General features: G+C 53.6%; 22 protein-coding genes and 1 riboswitch. Of the genes, 15 read left to right on the top strand and 7 right to left on the bottom strand.

Features of this window, described 5'->3' with window-relative positions; all coding sequences use genetic code 11:
• Positions 1-321: an ArsR/SmtB family transcription factor gene (locus tag PUR_RS25140; protein ID WP_179037574.1), complete on the top strand. Its 321-nt coding sequence runs from the start codon at positions 1-3 to the stop codon at positions 319-321.
• A gap of 77 nt (positions 322-398) precedes the next feature.
• Here PUR_RS25140 and PUR_RS25135 read toward each other — a convergent pair whose 3' ends face one another.
• Positions 399-1,385 carry a Gfo/Idh/MocA family protein gene (locus PUR_RS25135; protein WP_197970114.1) on the bottom strand — a complete coding sequence of 329 codons (987 nt, stop codon included), beginning with the start codon at positions 1,383-1,385 and terminating at the stop codon, positions 399-401.
• 344 nt (positions 1,386-1,729) lie between these two features.
• Positions 1,730-1,833: riboswitch (purine riboswitch) on the top strand.
• A 311-nt stretch (positions 1,834-2,144) separates the two neighbouring features.
• On the opposite strand from PUR_RS25135, the gene PUR_RS25130 reads away from it, so the two are divergent.
• The 3 genes from PUR_RS25130 to PUR_RS25120 all read left to right on the top strand — a co-directional run bounded on the left by PUR_RS25130 (position 2,145) and on the right by PUR_RS25120 (position 5,396).
• Positions 2,145-2,750: a xanthine phosphoribosyltransferase gene (locus PUR_RS25130; protein WP_179037572.1), complete on the top strand. Its 606-nt coding sequence runs from the start codon at positions 2,145-2,147 to the stop codon at positions 2,748-2,750.
• Complete coding sequence (locus tag PUR_RS25125; RefSeq protein ID WP_179037571.1) at positions 2,744-4,057, top strand: nucleobase:cation symporter-2 family protein; 1,314 nt, start codon at positions 2,744-2,746, stop codon at positions 4,055-4,057. The genes PUR_RS25130 and PUR_RS25125 overlap by 7 nt, the downstream gene beginning before the upstream one ends.
• Before the next feature lie 199 nt (positions 4,058-4,256).
• Positions 4,257-5,396: a copper amine oxidase N-terminal domain-containing protein gene (locus PUR_RS25120; RefSeq protein WP_232101640.1), complete on the top strand. Its 1,140-nt coding sequence runs from the start codon at positions 4,257-4,259 to the stop codon at positions 5,394-5,396.
• 150 nt (positions 5,397-5,546) lie between these two features.
• Here the strand turns inward: PUR_RS25120 and PUR_RS25115 are convergent, their stop codons facing one another.
• From PUR_RS25115 to PUR_RS25105, 3 genes are read right to left on the bottom strand one after another with little or no spacing between them, the layout of a single operon-like run.
• Entirely contained in the window at positions 5,547-6,188 is a 642-nt protein-coding gene (locus tag PUR_RS25115; RefSeq protein WP_332107924.1) for an NAD(P)-dependent oxidoreductase, read from the bottom strand.
• A 52-nt stretch (positions 6,189-6,240) separates the two neighbouring features.
• Positions 6,241-6,627 (bottom strand): DMT family transporter, encoded by a 387-nt coding sequence (locus PUR_RS25110; protein ID WP_179037568.1) that lies wholly within the window; start codon positions 6,625-6,627, stop codon positions 6,241-6,243.
• 4 nt (positions 6,628-6,631) lie between these two features.
• Positions 6,632-7,186, bottom strand: a complete 555-nt coding sequence (locus tag PUR_RS25105; RefSeq protein WP_179037567.1) for a TetR/AcrR family transcriptional regulator — start codon at positions 7,184-7,186, stop codon at positions 6,632-6,634.
• A 261-nt stretch (positions 7,187-7,447) separates the two neighbouring features.
• Here PUR_RS25105 and PUR_RS25100 point away from each other — a divergent pair, with 261 nt between their 5' ends.
• The 8 genes from PUR_RS25100 (at position 7,448) to PUR_RS25065 (ending at position 12,404) form a co-directional block, all read left to right on the top strand.
• Positions 7,448-7,663 (top strand): hypothetical protein, encoded by a 216-nt coding sequence (locus PUR_RS25100; RefSeq protein ID WP_179037566.1) that lies wholly within the window; start codon positions 7,448-7,450, stop codon positions 7,661-7,663.
• A gap of 31 nt (positions 7,664-7,694) precedes the next feature.
• Positions 7,695-8,414, top strand: a complete 720-nt coding sequence (locus PUR_RS25095; protein ID WP_179037565.1) for a hypothetical protein — start codon at positions 7,695-7,697, stop codon at positions 8,412-8,414.
• A complete protein-coding gene (locus PUR_RS25090) occupies positions 8,411-9,607 on the top strand; it encodes a glutathionylspermidine synthase family protein (RefSeq protein WP_179037564.1) in 1,197 nt (398 codons plus the stop codon). The genes PUR_RS25095 and PUR_RS25090 overlap by 4 nt, the downstream gene beginning before the upstream one ends.
• A 1-nt stretch (position 9,608) precedes the next feature.
• Complete coding sequence (locus PUR_RS25085; RefSeq protein ID WP_442953739.1) at positions 9,609-10,289, top strand: signal peptide protein; 681 nt, start codon at positions 9,609-9,611, stop codon at positions 10,287-10,289.
• Positions 10,286-10,678, top strand: a complete 393-nt coding sequence (locus PUR_RS25080; RefSeq protein ID WP_179037563.1) for a DUF350 domain-containing protein — start codon at positions 10,286-10,288, stop codon at positions 10,676-10,678. The genes PUR_RS25085 and PUR_RS25080 overlap by 4 nt, the downstream gene beginning before the upstream one ends.
• A gap of 74 nt (positions 10,679-10,752) precedes the next feature.
• Entirely contained in the window at positions 10,753-11,784 is a 1,032-nt protein-coding gene (locus PUR_RS25075) for a potassium channel family protein (RefSeq protein ID WP_332107923.1), read from the top strand.
• Positions 11,785-11,826: 42 nt separating this feature from the next.
• Positions 11,827-12,036 (top strand): hypothetical protein, encoded by a 210-nt coding sequence (locus PUR_RS25070; protein WP_179037562.1) that lies wholly within the window; start codon positions 11,827-11,829, stop codon positions 12,034-12,036.
• A gap of 119 nt (positions 12,037-12,155) precedes the next feature.
• Entirely contained in the window at positions 12,156-12,404 is a 249-nt protein-coding gene (locus PUR_RS25065; RefSeq protein WP_179037561.1) for a type B 50S ribosomal protein L31, read from the top strand.
• A 190-nt stretch (positions 12,405-12,594) separates the two neighbouring features.
• Here PUR_RS25065 and PUR_RS25060 read toward each other — a convergent pair whose 3' ends face one another.
• Both PUR_RS25060 and PUR_RS25055 read right to left on the bottom strand, forming a co-directional pair.
• On the bottom strand, positions 12,595-13,476 hold the full coding sequence (locus PUR_RS25060) for a tetratricopeptide repeat protein (protein WP_179037560.1): 882 nt from the start codon (positions 13,474-13,476) through the stop codon (positions 12,595-12,597).
• Between the two features lie 16 nt (positions 13,477-13,492).
• Positions 13,493-14,449 carry an ATP-binding protein gene (locus tag PUR_RS25055; RefSeq protein WP_179038069.1) on the bottom strand — a complete coding sequence of 319 codons (957 nt, stop codon included), beginning with the start codon at positions 14,447-14,449 and terminating at the stop codon, positions 13,493-13,495.
• A gap of 536 nt (positions 14,450-14,985) precedes the next feature.
• Between PUR_RS25055 and PUR_RS25050 the strand changes: the two genes are divergently transcribed.
• Complete coding sequence (locus PUR_RS25050; RefSeq protein WP_179037559.1) at positions 14,986-15,264, top strand: hypothetical protein; 279 nt, start codon at positions 14,986-14,988, stop codon at positions 15,262-15,264.
• A gap of 193 nt (positions 15,265-15,457) precedes the next feature.
• Here the strand turns inward: PUR_RS25050 and PUR_RS25045 are convergent, their stop codons facing one another.
• Complete coding sequence (locus PUR_RS25045; protein WP_179037558.1) at positions 15,458-16,870, bottom strand: MATE family efflux transporter; 1,413 nt, start codon at positions 16,868-16,870, stop codon at positions 15,458-15,460.
• 253 nt (positions 16,871-17,123) lie between these two features.
• Between PUR_RS25045 and hxlA the strand changes: the two genes are divergently transcribed.
• Positions 17,124-17,756 (top strand): 3-hexulose-6-phosphate synthase, encoded by a 633-nt coding sequence (gene hxlA / locus PUR_RS25040; RefSeq protein ID WP_179037557.1) that lies wholly within the window; start codon positions 17,124-17,126, stop codon positions 17,754-17,756.
• A gap of 7 nt (positions 17,757-17,763) precedes the next feature.
• The gene (gene hxlB / locus PUR_RS25035) at positions 17,764-18,321 is read left to right on the top strand and encodes a 6-phospho-3-hexuloisomerase (RefSeq protein ID WP_179037556.1); all 558 of its coding nucleotides are present in this window, start codon (positions 17,764-17,766) and stop codon (positions 18,319-18,321) included.
• The last annotated feature ends 103 nt before the right edge of the window (positions 18,322-18,424 follow it).

Genomic DNA, 18,424 nt, shown 5'->3' with positions numbered 1-18,424 from the left:
ATGGCGGCGGCGGAGAAGCATGATGTGTTTCAGGCGATTGCCGATCCGACCCGCAGGCAGGTGCTGAGGCTGCTTTCCGAGAAGGAGAGGCCGATCTCCGAAATTGCCGCCCATTTTCCGGTAAGCCGCACGGCCATTGCCAAGCATCTGCATATTCTGTCGGAGGCGGAACTGGTGAGCGGCCGCAAAGTCGGCAGGGAGAAGCTGTACCGGCTTCAGCCGGAACCTCTGAAGGAGCTTCGGGAGTGGCTGTCGTATTATGAACGGTTCTGGAGCAATAAGCTGTCCATCCTGAAGCATATCGTCGAAAATGAAAAATAAACAAAACCGGTCCACCACGATGCTTTCGTGCATGGACCGGTTATTTTTTTGCGGAACAGCTCAATGTGAAAATGCCTTTATTCAAAAGGATAGGTTATGCCCCACTGACCTCTGACATTGCTCATGATTTCCATCACGTCCAGAGACAGCTGAAGCGTGGCGCTTCTGGCCGACTGGATCGCCTGCTCCATGTCCTTGATTTCATACTGGAGGGCCGCATCCGTCTCTCCGGCTTCGACTGTTTCCGTCGTTCCGTCCAGGTATTGAATGACGGCTTTGGAGGCGCGGGGGAAGTTATCTACGGTAATAAACCCGTTCTCACCGGCGACGACGCCTCTTTTCGGCATTTTGGCGCGCATCGTCAATGAGACGACTGCCATCTCGTCGGCCTTGTTCTTCAGAATAATGCCCGACTGCTCGTCGACGCCGGTCTCGAACGGCTTGACAGTGGTTAGAACTTCATGCGGCTGTGCAGACAGGAAATAACGGGCGAACGACAGGGCATAGGTGCCGATATCGAGCAGCGCTCCCCCGGCCAGGTCTTTATTGAAGAAACGGTTGTTCACATCGTATTCCTTATGGCTTCCGAAGGACACTTGGACCATTTTAAGCGGGCCGATTTTGCCGCTGTCCAGAATTTCCCGCAGCTTGGCGTACAAAGGCATGTGGTAGATCGTCATCGCTTCCGCCACGACCAGCCCTTTCTCTTCGGCCAATGACGCAATTTCCCGCAACTGGCCGATATTGACGGTGATCGCCTTCTCCGCAAGCACGTGCTTGCCTTGTTTCAGGCTTTCTATTATATATTCGTAGTGATTGCTGTGCGGGGTGGAGACGTAGACGGCGTCAATTTCGGGGTCCTGCAGCATTTCATCATAATCGCCGTAAGCTTTGGTGACCCCGTATTGTTCGGCGAAGTGCTGCGCTTTATCCAGATTGCGCGATCCCACAGCATACAGCGTGCCGCCGTATTTCTGTATGGCCTCGGCGAATTCCCGGGCGATTCCTCCCGGTCCGATAATGCCCCATTTGAGTGTGCTCAAATCAATCCCTCCGTTTCGCATGTTTGAACCTGGGTTTGACTCCCTCACCTAATGCACATATGTGCAGAATTCACAGAAAAAGTGCTTGACATTTCCCTAGAGTATATAACCGGTCGGGTAATCTGTCAATTCCGGCGGGAGCCTTTAGGGGTGGGGTGAAGATTAAAGGATGGCCGGTCAACCGGGTGTTTTTCAGCCGAAAAAAGCCCTTGTCAAGAATAAGACATACCGTGTAATATAGAGGGCGTGCCTTTTTTAAATATCAGAAAGTATAAGCTTCGCGCTTATCCTTAACCTGATATTTTTACGAGAAACGGATGCCTTCCTCTTCCAGAGGACGGCGAAGCCGTTTCTTCTTAATATTACAAAAAAAGAATGATTTAACTCATATAATCATGGGGATACGGCCCATAAGTTTCTACCGGATGACCATCGCAATTGTCCGACTATGAGTGAACAGCGCGTCCGGGGTTAGAGGCGGCGCGGACACGCCTGACGTGTTGCACCATAAGGGATAATAACCTGGAGTGACAGATTCACTTGAGAGAAACGCTCAAGGAATCTGTCCTTTTTTAAAATACAAGAATTTATAAGTTTCACGCTTATAAAAGACCTTGTATTTCTACGAGAAACGCACTTGCGTCTTGAAAGACGCCGTCAGGCGTTTCTTCTTGATGGTTTTTAGGGTCCTTGCAAATGTTCTGAGCGGCTTCGAGCCCAAGCTGCGCTTTGCGGGGCTATTTTATGTTTCCGGAAGGAAGAAGGAGCGGTGGAAGTAAGATGAAAGTGTTGGAAGAACGCATTAGACGGGAAGGACAGATCTTGTCCGATACGGTGCTGAAGGTGGACTCGTTTCTGAATCATCAGGTCGATACCGGCCTGGCGCTCGAAATCGGGAAGGAATTCGGCCGGATATTCGGCGGCAGACCGATTACGAAGGTGCTGACGATCGAGGCGAGCGGCATCCAGTTTGCTATGGCGGCGTCAATCGCACTGGGCGTTCCGTTTGTATATGCCAAGAAGAAGAAGGTCATAACCCTCTCCGAGCAGGTGTATTCGGCTCCGGTCCATTCGTTTACGCGTCAGGAATCGTATCAAATCAGCATTTCGCAAAAATACCTCGGCCCCGGCGACAAGGTGCTTATCGTCGACGATTTTCTCGCCACGGGCGCGGCCCTGGTGGGCCTGGTCGATATCGTGCGCGAAGCGGGAGCGGAGCTGCTGGGCGTCGGCTGCGTCATTGAGAAGAGCTTTCAGGAAGGCCGCGGGCTGCTGGAGGACATGGGCGTGGAGGTTCATTCGCTGGCCCGGATTTCGGCGATGGCGCCGGGAGAAGTACATTTTATAGACAGTGAAGAAAGCATCAAGGAGAGTGCATCATGTTAAGCAAGCGCAAAGTATTTACACTCGGACTCCAGCATGTGCTGGCAATGTATGCGGGCGCGGTCGTCGTTCCGCTGATTGTCGGCGGCGCGCTGAAACTTACCGGCGAGCAGATGGCCTATCTGATTGCCGCCGACCTGTTCACCTGCGGGCTGGCGACGCTGCTCCAGGTTATGGGCACCAAATATTTCGGCAGCCGACTGCCGGTCATCCTCGGCTGCACGTTTACGGCGGTCGGTCCGATTATCGCCGTCGCCTCCAGCTCCAATCTGGCAACGGCCTATGGGGCGATTATTCTCTCCGGCCTGTTCGTCGTGCTGGCCGCGCCGCTGTACGGCCGGCTGCTTAAGTTCTTTCCCACCATCGTAACCGGCTCGGTCGTCACGATTATCGGTCTGTCGCTGATTCCGGTAGCGATGAAGAACGCCGCAGGCGGCGAAGGCAGCGCCGATTTCGGACAGCCTCGCAATCTGCTGCTGGCGCTGATTACGCTTGTGGTCATACTGCTTGTGAACCGCTTCGCCACCGGATTTCTGCGTTCCGTTTCCGTGCTGGTGGGCCTTGTGGCCGGAACGGCGGTTGCTTATTTTCTTGGCATGGTCCATTTTACTTCCGTCGGCAGTGCCTCCTGGGTCAGCGTCGCCCAGCCGTTCTACTTCGGCCGTCCGGAATTCAGTCTTACCGCGATCTTTACGATGATTATCGTCAATATCGTCAGCATGGTGGAATCGACGGGCGTATACTTTGCCGTTGGCCGGGTGACGGAGCAGAAGGTGGAGCCGAAGCAGGTCGTTAACGGCCTCCGATCCGAAGGTCTGGCGATTATGCTCGGCGGCCTGTTTAACGCTTTTCCATATACCGCCTTCTCGCAAAATGTCGGCCTGATTTCGCTTACCCGCGTGAAGACGCGCAATGTGATCTTCGCGGCCGGCGGCATTATGGTCGTTCTCGGCCTGTTGCCCAAATTGGCCGCGCTGACGACGGTCGTTCCGAACGCCGTGCTCGGCGGAGCCATGATTGTGATGTTCGGTTCGGTGGCGGCTTCCGGCATATCGATTCTCTCCGAGGTCGACCTGCGCAAGGATGGCAATCTGCTGATCGCCGCTTGCAGCATCGCCGTCGGTCTCGGTTCGGCCACGATTCCGCAAATGTTCGACCAGCTTCCGGAGTTCGCCAGAATGCTGCTGCAGAACGGCATCGTGTCCGGCTCGCTGACCGCGATTGTCCCGAATATCTTCCTGTCGAAGACAAAGGATGCCCGGGAAATGCCGGCTCCTGCCGCCGCGCAGGAAGCGCAGCAGCAGGCCTGATTATCCGCAAAGACATGGAGAAGCTGAGCGGCCCGATTAAAATCAACGGATATCGTCCCCTTAAGGACGGTATCCGTTTTTTTGTCGTACTATACAAATCGTATAAACATCCATTTGCTGCTGATTCCCCGGATTATGAAACTTTTTCCAGGTAATTTCGTCCAACTATTAAGGAAAAGACACGAAGAGGAGGCTTGTAATGATGAGAACTGGCAAACTGGCAGCCGTTGTTCTGGCGGCGGTGCTCGGCTGGGGCGCAAGTACGGCGTTTGGAGCAGAGGTTTCCCCGATTTTGCTGAATTATAAGAATTTGGATCTTGCAAGCAAGGCAATCGTTTCGGCGGGAACAACATGGGTGCCCCTCAAAACCTTGGCGATCAATATGGGATATTCGGTCGTATGGAATCAGGCATCCAAAACGGCCGTTCTGACGCGTCCCGGACGGCAGATTGCGGTAACGGCCGGCTCCAAAGCCGCTACGGTGAACGGAACCGTATTTCAGCTCGCGAAGCCGGTCCGCATTGCGGCAGGCACTGTCCAAATCCCGCTTGTAAGCGGAACAGGCGTGCTTGGGGGCAAAATTGCGCGTGAACCGGGCAGCGGCAGTCTGAGCATCAGCGATGAGACCCGGTTTACCACGGCAGCCGTTCCGGACATGACGTATTGGGTATCACAGCATACAGGCGAAGTCTACGCCTCCCGCTCCGCCTCGGGAAAGCCGGCGCTTCTGGGCAAGCTGCCTCTGATTGTATCGCCGTATATGCATAACTTGGAGATTAAGACAGTGGCTGGGGGCACGCATCTGCTTGTATTAAGCGACAACCACTATGCCATGTTCACTAATTTCAGCAATGTATACCAGGCGCTGATCCGGGACGGCAAAATCGTCAAGCAGATGGACTTTCATCTCATGGTTCCGGCTTATTCGGAAAATCCGAAGGTCGCGTCCACGCAGCTGTATATGAGTGGCGACGACAGCGTGCAGTATATTAACGGCGACGGCAGTCTCGGCAAGCTGTACGACATAGAGGCGCTTACCGGACAGAGCGGCGCGTTCACCGTTAAATATGCCGCTCCCGACGTGCTGATCATCCGCTTCGTCGATACGTCCCACTTGTATTTAATCCATACCGGCACGGATGCCACCGTTAATCTGAACAAGGAAGTGGCAACGCCGGAGGATTGGAAGGACTGGGAGAAGTCCGACGGCCAGGATCCCTACGTGCTGGCAAGAATGCTTATTCTGACCAAGCGCGACGGGAACCGGCTGACGCTGACGTACCGTTCGCTTGCGGACGACAAAGGCAGAACGGTGACGTACAGCTTGTCGCCCAAATAAACCGGATATGGATGTTCCGCATTGCTCAAATAACCAAAATGTTTGCCCCGCCCACCCGAGCACCGGTTCTTTGACCGGGTCGTCGGCGTCGGTTGAAACGTAATAGCCAATCAGGGAACCTCGTCTATTCAAGGCTGGGTTCCTTTTGCGTCAATTTGAGATACAAGGCGTTCTTTTTACATATTTCATTTCATTAACCTGACTGACGAGGAATTTGGCTATGTCGGAATTCGTAATGTTTCTTCCCGGGATATCCCTTAAATTTTCCTTGATATGGCCCGTTTCCAAACCCTCAACTACAAATGGCAGACGCACGAGGGTCCATTGGATATCGCTTTTCATAAGCAGATCCAGTTCTTTTTTTCTGTCTGCGATCATCTTGCCGAACAGAATGTAGAACAGGGTGGACGCTATTCGGTTTAGAAATGACTTCCTGTCGCCCTGAACATTCAGCGACCCGCCTGCAACGCCAATATACCTTGTGATTCCATACTCCTGCATGACCGTGAGAACAGTATGGGTTACGCTGCTGTACAGCGGTGTATCTTTTGCGGGTTGCCCGAAGGTATTAATAACGGCATGGCAGCCTTCCAGCAGAGAACGAAGGTCTTGTATGTTTCGGGCATCTCCGGCAATCACCTGTAATCTGTCATCTTTAATGAATGCTTTGTCCGGATTTCTGGCAAGCATACGAACGTGATAGCCGCTTTCCAACGCTTTTTGCGCAAGGTAACGGCCCGCTCTGCCTGTTCCACCTATGATGGCTATCCGATTCAATGTTTCCAAAAGCATGTCCCTCCTACAAAAATAAAATCGTCATCGTCAAAGCTCCCCCATTAATGACTCAAACCTCCGTCCCCTCGGATGAGCGAGTTGAAAGCTGCGGACTGCCTGAATTCTTCGGCTCTCCATGGCTTTCCTCCACCAGGTTCAGCCCCGCTACACCCGCTATGATGAGCAGAATGCAGACGATCTTCAATAAGGACATCCGTTCACCGAACAGCACCCAGCCGATACCCGCCACTAAGGCGGTTCCCGCACCGGACCAAACGGCGTAGGCCACACTCATGGAGACGCTTTTCAGCGCCAGATTCAGCATGGTCAGGCTAAGCAGATAACAGACTGCGAGCAGAATGGAAGGACCAAGTTTCGTAAAACCCATAGACAGCTTCATGAATGTTGTCCCAGCCACCTCTGCGGCTATTGCGGCGAGCAGCAGCAACCAATGCATGGTATCACCTCTTTCTGATCCCGTTTAACATAATGTCAACCATTTCGTCCAGTGCTTGCCGGAGAGTCATCTGGGCCGCACCCGTGGAGGCTTGCTCCATTAACCGGTACAGTCCCCCGATATACAGCTGAATGAACAGCGCCGTATTGAACTTCTCCAGCAGTCCTTCCGCCTGAGCCGCCGCAAGCATTTGGGTCACACCGTCCCACTGTTCCGTCAAAAAGGAATCCATAATGTTCCACACATTCGTGTAATAACGTTGCAGTTCGTGCAGACGCTTGATATCAAAAAACTGGAAATCCCGTGGAAGAAGCACGAGCAGAGCTCTCAGTTTGTCCATCGTTCCAAGCTTTGGGTCATTCACGATCGACTGTTCCCGCTCCGTGAGTTCATCAATAGCCTGCTGAACCATATCCAGAATTAAATCTTCTTTGGAAGAATAACACTCGTAAATCGTTTTCGTACTAAGCCCGCAGCGTCTTGCCATATCCGCCATTGTAAAACGGAAACCGGACTTGTAAATCTCCTGCCGGGCCTCCGCGAGTATTCTTTGCTTCAAAAATAGGCCTCCCTTCCCTTGCCGGAAAATGCGGAAAATATTTTGTTTTCAATATTTTATTCCGGTGGCGGTGCTTTTGTCAAAAAAATGAAGCGCAGATTCTGCCGTTTCTGCCAAAGAAAAAAGATTGCCTCTGAAGGGCAGGACGCTTTATTCTGTTATGGGAAGGTTTGACATTCCCCCGCAGTTTCCAAATGAAACATTAGACCGGCATTTCCCGTATTAAAGGTACAATTGAATCAGGAAGGGAAGGAAATTCTCTTGGACAATGGGATGAGCGTTATTTTATATGAAAAAATGCCGGATGGCGAACTGAACAAGATCGAAGAGCGCGTATGGAGCGCCAATATGGTCGCCGCGCTGGAGCATGTCAACTATTTGGTAGTCGGCGGCCGCGAGTTCGAAACGGTGGAGGGCAGGCTGAATGTGGATGAGGGCAAGCTTGAACTGCTGCTCGTTCCGATGCGCACCGAATAGGCAGAAGATTATTATTAAGGAGGCACCCGCTTTGGGTAGAGAAAAAGAAACAGGAAATGAATCGCTAGGGGAAAAAGGGTTTGACTTAAGCGGCAAACCGGTTAGAGTGCTGTCGACCTCGCTGGGTATCGCCCTGCTGGCCAATGCGCTGTTTGTTCCGGGCGCCTCGGTCGCAAGCGGCAGCTCATCTGCGGATGAGCCGACGCTGGTGTCCTGGTCCACGGAAGAGGTTAAAGCCTATTTCGACAAAAATGTGGACTGGAACATCCCGTATCCGGAGGAGACGGGGAAAGAAACGGCCCAGCCGACCCAGGCTCCGGGCGTCGCTACATCGAACGGGACAACGATCATTAACAATTACGGCGGGTATAACTCCGGTTTTGGCTGGGATGATCTGCTGCTGTACCACATGCTGTTTGGCGGCGGCTCCAGCTATTCGCCGAGCAGATGGTATGACCACCGTCCAACCTATTATGGAGGCACACGGACGGTCTATAAACCGCGTACTTATGACAACACGAAGTTTCAGAACAAGCCGGTGACCGGCTCCGTGGTGAAGCCGAAGACCTCGACCTCCACGACGGGCACCATTACGAGACGGTCGACGTCTTCCACGGCTGGCGGGATCGGCGGAAAGTCGAGCGGCCTGAGCTCGTCCAGTTCGTCGTCCAGCTCGAAATCCAGTTCCAAATCGAGCCTCGGCTCAAGCTCGCGGTCCAGTTCAAGCAAGAGCAGCGGGTTCGGCGGATGACGGAGCCCGTATTTCAGTGGCTGGAGCATTCAGGCGAAGACCGGGTCTCCAGGGTGGAGGAACTGGGGCGCCTGGGCTTTGCCTGGGCTGACCTTGAAGACGAAGAATATTGGCTGGACGGAGTCGCCGTTATGAGAGAGGAGACATACCGGGAGCTTGAGGAGGCTTCTTCCCGGCTATGGGCCATTCTCGACAAGGCGGCGCGCTATATCCACCGCAGGCATGACCTCTACGATCTGCTTGCCATCCCGGAAGTCCTGTGGGAGATGCTGGACGCCGCGCCGCTTGCTCCGCCCGGGCTCATCAGCCGGTATGCGCGGTTTGACTTCGCCATCGACGAAAGGGGAAGCATCAAGCTGCTGGAGCTGAACGCCGACACGCCGACCGGTTACGTGGAGGCGTCCATTGCGACGCCATGGGTATGCGAGCAAGCCGGCATTCCGACGGTTAACGGCAGCATGCCGGAGCTTGTTGCCGCGGCTTGGGGCGAGGAGCGGCCGGATACAGCGGCCTGCGTGAACTACGGAAGCCATCTGGAGGATTCCGGCACGATCGAAGCGCTGGCTAGGCACAGCGGTCTGGATATTGGGTGCGTCGACTGCCTGGAGCTTACAATTGACGAAGGAACGGTGAAAGACGGGCAGGGGCGCGTCGTGAACCGAATGTTTGCCCTGTACCCGAAAGAGTGGATGGCGGTGGATGAGGGCGGCGAGGCGTTGGCCTATGCGGTGGAGACCGGCCGGCTTACGCTGTTCAACCCGCCGCACAGCATTTTGCTCCAGTCCAAAGGGCTGATGGCAGCGGTCTGGGGCATGTATGAGCTGGGCTTTCTGTTCAGCGGTGAAGAGCGGGAGACCATCGCCAAATACGTTCTGCCCACGTACAACAAGCCTGTGTTCTCGGGAAACTTCGTGTCCAAATCGATGTTCGGCCGCGAAGGCGGTTCTGTGCGTCTCTATGACGAATCCGGTAGCCTGGAGATTGAGGATGAGGACGGCTTCGACAGCAGCGTGCTGTTTCCTTCCGTATATCAGAAGAGAGCGGAGCTCTCGAAGATTCAAACCTCTGCGGGCGAGCTTCACCTGCTTTCGGGCATGTTCATGATCAACGGTCGGCCCTGCGGATTGCTGGGGCGGGGCGGAGGCCCCATTACCGGAAATACAAGCCATTTTATTGCCATGGGAGTGAGATAAATTGCGCGAGAACTATTATAAGACGCCGGGAGCGCGCCGCCGCGGGCTTGGGGGAAAGCGGGCGCTTCGCTCGGCCGTCCTGCTGCTGATTATCGCGGCGGTGCTGGCTCTGGCCGGCTGCTCCGATAATCCGGACAGCGTATTTTCCACGGATTCCGGTGCGACGTCGACCAGCGATGTGGCGCGGGTGCCGTGGGATTACCGGGTTGTCGAGGGTACGGTCGGTGACTTGATCGGCAGCGATATGACCATCCTGCCGAACAACGAGATGCTTCCCAATGACGGCAATTATGCGACAGGGGATAAAATCTATACGCTTCAGTACATGGACGCCGAAATTACGACGGATGCCGATCAGAAGAACCAGGTTCGACTGTCTTCATGGTCCACGATCAAATCCTACAAGGATTTGAAATCGGCCACAGAGGACCTGAAGAATCTGAAGGTGTCGGTGACGACGGACGTCGATCTGATCGGCGTGTACAAGACGAAGTATAAGGACAAGACAAGAAACTTTGCCGTAGTGGAGCTGCCTTCGGGGAACCGGATCAAGCAGCCGATCGACGATAAGCGCTACACCGCGATGGAGAAGAAGAAGACGGTGCAGGTCGTGCTGGAAGAGGTTCATGATTTTGCGGATTACGATTTGGCTTATGCAAAATTTCGGGGGTGGGCGAATTGACGGTCGTTATCAATATTCTGGTTAGTGTAATTTTCATTATCGTGCTTCAATTGCTGGGCATGCTGATCTTCAGCTGGATGACTCCGTTCAAAGATATGGAGGAGCTGAAGAACGGCAATGTCGCCGTAGGTCTGGCGCTGGGCGGGAAATTCCTGGCGACGGCGATTATTCTCGGAGTGGCGGCCTATACGAACTCGTCGATCTGGTTTATGGCAATCTGGTTCGCGGTCGGCTATGTCTGTCTGGTGGCGTCTTACTGGATTTTCGAGCTGGTCACGATCGGCTTTAAAATCTCAGATCATCTGAAACAGGGCAATGTCGCGGTGGGGACGCTGCTGTGCATGGTCTTTGTCGGAACCGCGTTTGCGGTCAGCAGTCTGATCATTTAACTATCTCGAAGGCCCGCAGGGCTGTCCTCGAAGCGGCGGGCGGCTTTGCGGGCCTTTGCAGGACATCCGGGGGGGTGACTGCCATTCACTTTTTGTTAAAGCTGTCGACCATGATGAACCACATCAAGAAAAGAACGATCGGTCTGAGTATTCTCCTGTTTGTCGCGCTCAGTGCGACGGTCGCCTACATCCTTGAGCCGGATACGTTCGGCAGCTGGTTCAACTCGTTCTACTGGGTCATGACGACCATGGCGACGGTCGGATACGGCGACTTTTTTGCGAAGACCGTCATCGGCAAAATATTTACGATTTTTCTATACATTTTCGGCATCGGGCTGCTTAGCTTGGTAATCGGAAAGATTATTGATGCCATCGCGGAAATCGGAAGGCAGAGGAGGGCGGGAAAGTTGCCATTTTTGGGAGAGGATCATGTTATTCTCATCAACTGGAGCAAAAAGGCGCAGGCGGCTGTTGGGGAAATTCTCAGCTATACGCCGGACTGTCAGATCATCATTATCGACGAATCGGGTCAGCATCCGCTGGAGCAGATGAAACAGGTTCATTTCATCAGCGGGGACCCTTCCTCCGACGATATTCTGGTGAAGGCAGGTCTCGCCAAGGCGAGGGCGGCCATTATCTTCGGCGATGTCCGGATCGACGAGGCTGCGCTGGTGGACGGCAAATCGCTGCTGATCGCCTCAAGCATCGAGCGGATCGCGCCGGATGTACATACAACAGTGGAAATCATGCAAGAGAAGAACGTGCAGAACTTCCGGCATGTCCGGGTCAACGACTTCGTCCTGTCGCATGATGCCGTTTCTCGGCTGGCGGTAAGAGCCGCGCTGCAGGAGGGAAATCCGGAAGTCATTACGCAGCTTATCAGCCGCTCCCATGGCGACGATATTTACGAGGTGCCGGTCGACCGGTCATGGAAGACCTACGGGGATGCTTTCCAGGGCCTGCTGCGCCAAGGCGCCACCCTGATCGCCGACCGCCACGATTTGGGCATCAACCGCAGGCTGACTGATCCTATCCCTGCGGAAGCGAGGCTGTATATCGTCTCCGATGAGGCAACCTACCGGAAGATCGCGGGCAAAATGGGATAACCGGAAAAGGAAATCCAGCTTGGGAAAGGAGCATTATGGGGCGTGATTGACGGCGTCTTGGACGCGGAGGCGATCGCAGATACGCTGTTATCCCAGCTGCTCTCCGGTGTCCCGGAAGGCGTAGGAGTAAGAGCCGTTCATATTCCGGCCACAGGCGCCTTCTTTACAGCTTCATTGGAGCGGGCCGGTCTTGTCCCCACACATGAACTGCTGTATATGGAGCTTTCGTTGACGGATACCGTTCCATCATAAGCCCGCCTCAGTGTTTTACCGGAATTTTTCACTGAAGTGGTCATTTTGTTGAAAGCTTTACCCAAAAGTAGGGTAAGTTAATACAAGATGTCTATTTTATTCAGAAAGAGGGATTAACGATGAGAGAAGGTATTCATCCGAAATACCAGCCGGTCATTTTCTATGATGCGAGTGCGGATTTTAAATTCCTGAGCGCTTCCACCAAGTCTTCGGGAGAGACGATGCAGTGGGAGGACGGCAATACGTATCCGGTGATCCGGGTCGATTCCAGCTCGGCTTCCCATCCATTCTATACGGGCAGACAGAAGAATATCGACACGGGCGGCCGTATCGACCGCTTCAATCAGCGTCTGAACTACAAGAAATAACGCAACGTATCGTAACGCCAAAAAGGACCAATCGCAGCGGGCTTCGGCCTTCTGCAATGGGTCCTTTTTCGAAATATCAGAAAGTATAAGCTTCGCGCTATCCTTAACCTGATATTTTTACGAGAAACGGATGCCTTCCTCTTCCAGAGGACGGCGTAGCCGTTTCTTCTTAGGTATTGTTCATCATTATTTATATTTTGCGGAACAGCGACCTCCAGCCGAACACCTGAACTCTGACGAGCAGCTTGCTCAACCAGTACGCCAGTACGTACAGGAGCAGAAACAGCAGCACGAAGGGGCGGAATACGAGCCAGAGCACAACCCAGACGAGAAAAAACTGCCACTTGCTGAACCGCTTCTTCACCATAAACGGCAGGAGCAGCACGCGGTAGAACCAGTATTTCTTTTGCAGGCTGTTTAAATACTCGTTGCGGATTTGCTCGTCCGTGGGGTCGATCCGGATCGCGTTCTTCATGAACTCGATCTCTTTGCCGTAATCGCCCCGTCTGTCCGCCGCCCAGGCAAGGTACAGATAGGTCTGGTCGTCCTCGGGATCGTGAAACAGCGCCATGCTCTCCGAAGAGAGCGAGCCTTCGAAATCCCGCGAGTTGGCCCGCAGATAGCTGTCCGCCGCGAGGAACAGGGAGCGGTCCGGCGCAAACCGGAGCGCCCGGTCCATTTCCTCCCGCGCCGCTTGGAAATCCCCTTTTTTATGATAAATATTGAATTTGAGAAAAGGATAATAGCTTTCCAGCGGATCAATCCGCTGCCCTTCCGCCGCCGCTTCCAGAAACAGCGCCTCATTGCCCTGCGAGTACAGCGACACGGCCCGCACGAACCAGGCCAGCGCGTTCTCCGGATCGCATCTTAGCGCCTCGGCCGACCAATGCAGCGCATGGTCATAACTGCCGGCTTTCATATGAATTTGCGCCAGCATTCCGTACGCATCGGCATTCTCCGGATCTTCCAGTATCCACTTCTCGGTTTCCTCAATCGCCTCCGCAAAGCGCCGCCAGTTCATCAGCTGAAACGCCCGCTCATAGTGGAAGGCATCAGGGCCATGCAAGCTCACGGGCATCACCGCCTGTTCATTTGATTCGGTGGGTCTTCACGTATTCAAGCACCTGCTCGTAATCTTTGTTGATATCGCTGAAGGTAGCGTAGTTCTTGGCTGTGGAGAACCAGTCCAGCGTCGTCGGCTTGCGTCCCTCGATGCTCGCCTTCATATCTTTGTCCGTGATCGGCTGGATGCTGCCGCTCTCGAGAGAACGCTCGATTGCCCGCTCCACCGCATCCCTTACGATTTGCTCCAGATCGGCGCCCGAGAAATGCGTCGTCATCTCGGCCCAGCGTTTCAGGTGCAGCCCGTCCTGCGGCTTGCCTTGAAGCTTCAGGCCGAGGATTAGTTCTCTTTCCGCCGGTTCGGGCGGCGGGACAAAGAACAGATGGTTGAACCGTCCCGGCCGCCGCAGCGCCGAATCGAGGTACCAGGGGGTATTCGTCGCGCCGACGACGAGCACCTCATGGTTAAAGGACTGCAGGCCGTCCAGTTCGATCAGCAGCTGATTGACCAGCATGCGGTTATGATGCTGATGCATGTGGTGGCGGCTTCCGCCAAGCGCGTCGAGCTCGTCGATGAACATGACGCAGGGCTTTTCCTGGCGCGCTTTTTCAAAGAAATCATGCAGGTTATGCTCGCTTTCCCCGATGTACATGGAGAGAATAGCCTGCAGCTCGACATGCAGGAAGTTGGCGTTGATCTCTCCGGCAATCGCCCGGGCGAGAAACGTCTTGCCGCAGCCCGGAGGGCCGTACAGCAGCAGACTGCCTCCGGCCGACTTCCCGAAGGCCTGGAACATTTCCGGCTGCTGAAGCGGCAGAATAAAGTTCAGGCGGATTTTTTTCTTCAATTCTTCCATCCCGCCGACGTCCTGAAAGGTGACTTGCGATTGCTCGGTTTCGACAAGGCTGCTCTCGTCCCCGTTGAACGAAATGACCTTGAGCTTCGGTCTGATCCGGTTCTTATCCTGCTCGTCATGAGGCACGGCATTCACGCCCTTTCACCAAAAAGCGTCTTCTTGATACTGAAAAGCTCCCATTAGGACGAGTGACAGTACAGAAGACGCAGCTTATCTAGTATTATAAGCAATCGAAAAAAGAGACGCAATTTACGTCCCAAGCCATCCATTCCTGGAAAAGAGACCTTGACTTTTTTATGGGAAGACTTGGTCGTATAGCGTATTTTTTCAAAAAAAGCTTTATTCCCTCCTTATTATCGAGGTATAATTTTCCACAAGAAAGAAAATTATGGTATTTACGAAAGGTGAGGAAATGTGGATTCTATTAGAGGATATGTCTAATCAAACGCTAATGCTGTTTTTGCTGGTAAATATCGCGTATCTTACGGTGATGATCCTGTGTCTGCGGCAGAAATAGAAACCGGCGGTACCGAACCGCTGCCTTTAAACACAATGTTCGTTTCGTCCTCTTCTGTCCGGATTTCCTTCAAGCTTCGCTGTATGCAAGCCGGGGGCTTATGCTACAATGGGTTTGCAGGTCCAAGCGGGAAGGATGAACATATATGAATCAAGCCATAAACGAACAGGAAATGATCGCATTCATCGCAGGCCAAACGAAAGCCGACCCTAAAGTGATCACGCTCATTCTGAAGCATGAACAGGCGTTTATTAACAGCGCCAAGGCCAACGCCAAGGGAGAGGTCGACATCGACAGCGACGATCTGGTTGATTTTGTGCTCAGCCGCAGCGACGTTAAGCTGGACGAGCTGACGGTCGAACGCATCCTGGATGCGGAGATGGACTACCTGATGGATAAAGGATTGGCCGGTTATCTGGATTAACCGGGAGGCGAGTCTTCAGGTCTTGTCCTGGTGGGGGGCGCCGTTCCCATGAGCTTTGGCAATGAAAAGAGCGGGACCGGGGAAGGAGTTATCCTTTCCCGGTCCCGCTTGTTTGATTGTCTGCCTTATTTCTGTTTCAGCCAGGACCGAAGAAGCGGCACTTGCCGGGGAACCGCCGGGTATCGGGGTGTTATCAAGTCAGCACGGACTTTGCTTCGCCCTCGGCAGGGCCCTGCTCGACCAGGGCGTATTTCTCCCAGGCACGGCTGCGCCAGCGGAAATACATAATGACCGCCCGGGTCCATTCGTCGGCGGCATTCGCCAGCCAGACCCCGGCAAGCCCGAGATGAAACTGGAAGACAAGCACATAGGCCAATGGCAGGCTCATACATACCATAGAGATCAGCCCCATGTATACCGGGAATTTGGCGTCCCCCGAGGCCCGCAGGGCATTGATGATGATCAGGTTGGTGGTCCGCCCCGTTTCGAGGAAGAAGCTGAGCAGAATGACCTGGGCGCCCATCACAATAATGTTCTCGTTGTCCGTGAACAGTCCGAAGAGCGGGACGCGGAACACGATGGCGATCGCGTCAATAATTACCGTGGCGAGCAGCGCCCATTTGGCGCTCTGGAACACCCGCTTGTACGCCTCCTGCGGATTCCGCCCGCCTACCAGATGGCCGACGATAATGGAAGTGCCCATAGCCACCGCCATGCTGAACAGATAAATATAGTTCGAAATGTTAAGCGCATATTGGCGGGTTGCCATTGCCTCCGCGCCCAAATAAGTAATATACAGCGTGAACACCAGTTGGCAGGCCTGATAAATGATCGATTCGAAGGCGGAAGGGATACCGATTTTCAGTATTTTCAGCACATAGTTTTTGCTAAGAGAAATGTAATAAGACCACTTTACGCGGATCTCCATAATCCGGTACATCAGCAGGAAGAACAGGAACACGCAGATCAGGCGGCTGACAACGGTCGAAATGGCCGCGCCTTGCACGCCGAGCGCCGGAAAGCCGAAATGGCCGAAGATCAAAATATAGTTGCCGACCACATGCAGGATGTTCATCAGCAGCGACAGCAGCATCGTTTGTACGGTGAAGCCATAGGTTCGGACTGTGGCAGCAAGGGCATTGATCAGCGCCTGAAAAAAAATAAAGCTGCCGACAATATGCATATACGTCCGGCCGTGTACCAAAATGTCCCCCTGGACATTCAGCAGCGACAGCAGGCTTCCCCCAAACACCAGCAGAATCAAGCTCATGATCACGCCTATAATTGTGCTTAGCGTAATGGAGTTAGCGGTAACCTCTGCCGCTTCGAGCGGCTTTTTGGAGCCCAAATATTGAGAGACGACAACGGCTGCGCCATTTCCGACCACGCTGAGCACGAGAATGCCGGTTTGAATAATCTGGTTCGCCGCTCCTACACCGGACACGGCATCGTCCGAAACGGAACTGATCATGAACGTGTCTACCGTGCCCATCAGCATGAACAAAAACAGTTCAAGGAAGATCGGCCAGGTCAGTTTGACGAGACTGATTTTTTCATGAGTGGGGCTTTCAATTTCTGTCTTGTTCACAGCGGTGTCAGCAGCCATGAGGGTCACCTTCTTTTTGTAAAGTCAGGATTCTCTGTTGATTCCAAAGGACAATATAGCACAGCTTTTGGATGAAATCACCCCTTTTTCCCGTGTAACCAAAAGATTATGATTTTCCTGAAAAATCCCGGCACGGAACAATAGTATCCTCCAGGTGACTACACCACGGCAAAGTGCCTACTTCCTAAAAGGAAATGTACTCTCTACAATAGGCGTAGCAATAAATTATATAACCACGAAGGAGCTATGACCTATGAAATTGCAATTGGCGCTTGATTTGGTAGACATCCCCGGAGCGAAAGAAGTGGTGGCGGAAGTTGCCGACTATATAGATATTGTTGAAATTGGAACTCCGATCGTGATTAATGAAGGGCTGCACGCTGTAAAAGCGATCAAGGACGCTTTTCCGCAGCTCACGGTATTGGCCGACCTGAAGATTATGGACGCGGGCGGTTACGAAGTGATGAAAGCCTCTGAAGCGGGCGCGGATATTATTACCGTACTCGGTGTTTCCGACGACTCTACGATCAGAGGCGCGGTTGAAGAAGCCAAGAAAAGCGGGAAGGAAGTTCTCGTTGACCTGATTAACGTCAAGGACATCAAAGGCAGAGCGGCGGAAGTGGACGCTCTCGGTGCTGACTACATCTGCGTTCATTCCGGCTACGATCATCAAGCCGCAGGCAAGAACTCCTTTGAGGATCTGCAGGCGATCAAGAGTGTGGTTAAGCAGGCCAAGACGGCCATCGCGGGAGGCATTAAGCTTGACACGCTGCCTGAAGTGATCGATGCGAAACCGGACCTTGTCATCGTAGGCGGAGGCATTACCGGACAAGTTGACAAAAAGGCAGTTGCTGCTGAAATGAAGCGTCTTGTCAGTCAGTCTTAAGCGGCCGATGAACACCGTACAATACGCAGAGGAAATTATCAATGAGCTGCAGCGGTCCGTATCCCGGATTCCCGTGCAGGAAGCGGAGGAACTCGCCGAACAGGTTCTTTGCGCAAAACGGATATTCCTTGCAGGAGCAGGAAGATCCGGTCTAATGGGACGGGCGTTTGCCATGCGGCTGATGCATGCGGGTAAGGATGCTTATGTGGTCGGAGAAACGGTGACTCCCGGTATCGCCGAGGGAGATTTGCTTATCCTCGGCTCCGGCTCGGGTGAGACGCAGAGCTTGATTGCGATGGCGCAAAAAGCCAAGGCATTGGGCGCGGGCGTAGCCGTGCTTACAATCAACCCGGAGTCGATGATTGGACGTCTGGCCGATGGTACGGTGAAGCTCCCCGGAGCGCCGAAAGATCAGGCGGCAGGAAATGGCTCGACGATTCAGCCGATGGCCTCGCTGTTTGAGCAGACGCTCCTCCTGTTCTATGATGCCGTTATATTGCGGCTAATGGATAAAACGGGGCAAACGACAACTCAAATGTTCGGCAAGCATGCCAATCTGGAGTAGTTGCGCGCGGACTGCCGCCTGATTTTCATTAAAAAGAAATGCCTTGTTCTTCCATTTCTATGGGAAACGCATCGGCCCTATCCGGGGCGGCATGCGTTTCTTT

Source organism: Paenibacillus sp. URB8-2, from assembly GCF_013393385.1.
Classification (GTDB): domain Bacteria; phylum Bacillota; class Bacilli; order Paenibacillales; family Paenibacillaceae; genus Paenibacillus_AQ.
This window is presented reverse-complemented; position numbering and strand designations above follow the sequence as displayed.

Bases quoted from the DNA above. Each gene is read 5' to 3' on its own strand.
- PUR_RS25110 (WP_179037568.1), bottom strand. From the start codon at position 6,627: ATGCATTGGTTGCTGCTGCTCGCCGCAATAGCCGCAGAGGTGGCTGGG.
- PUR_RS25120 (WP_232101640.1), top strand. From the start codon at position 4,257: ATGATGAGAACTGGCAAACTGGCAGCCGTTGTTCTGGCGGCGGTGCTC.
- PUR_RS25140 (WP_179037574.1), top strand. From the start codon at position 1: ATGGCGGCGGCGGAGAAGCATGATGTGTTTCAGGCGATTGCCGATCCG.
- PUR_RS25130 (WP_179037572.1), top strand. From the start codon at position 2,145: ATGAAAGTGTTGGAAGAACGCATTAGACGGGAAGGACAGATCTTGTCC.
- hxlB (WP_179037556.1), top strand. From the start codon at position 17,764: ATGAACACCGTACAATACGCAGAGGAAATTATCAATGAGCTGCAGCGG.
- PUR_RS25115 (WP_332107924.1), bottom strand. From the start codon at position 6,188: ATGCTTTTGGAAACATTGAATCGGATAGCCATCATAGGTGGAACAGGC.
- PUR_RS25135 (WP_197970114.1), bottom strand. From the start codon at position 1,385: ATGCGAAACGGAGGGATTGATTTGAGCACACTCAAATGGGGCATTATC.
- hxlA (WP_179037557.1), top strand. From the start codon at position 17,124: ATGAAATTGCAATTGGCGCTTGATTTGGTAGACATCCCCGGAGCGAAA.
- PUR_RS25045 (WP_179037558.1), bottom strand. From the start codon at position 16,870: ATGGCTGCTGACACCGCTGTGAACAAGACAGAAATTGAAAGCCCCACT.
- PUR_RS25125 (WP_179037571.1), top strand. From the start codon at position 2,744: ATGTTAAGCAAGCGCAAAGTATTTACACTCGGACTCCAGCATGTGCTG.
- PUR_RS25050 (WP_179037559.1), top strand. From the start codon at position 14,986: ATGAATCAAGCCATAAACGAACAGGAAATGATCGCATTCATCGCAGGC.
- PUR_RS25090 (WP_179037564.1), top strand. From the start codon at position 8,411: ATGACGGAGCCCGTATTTCAGTGGCTGGAGCATTCAGGCGAAGACCGG.
- PUR_RS25065 (WP_179037561.1), top strand. From the start codon at position 12,156: ATGAGAGAAGGTATTCATCCGAAATACCAGCCGGTCATTTTCTATGAT.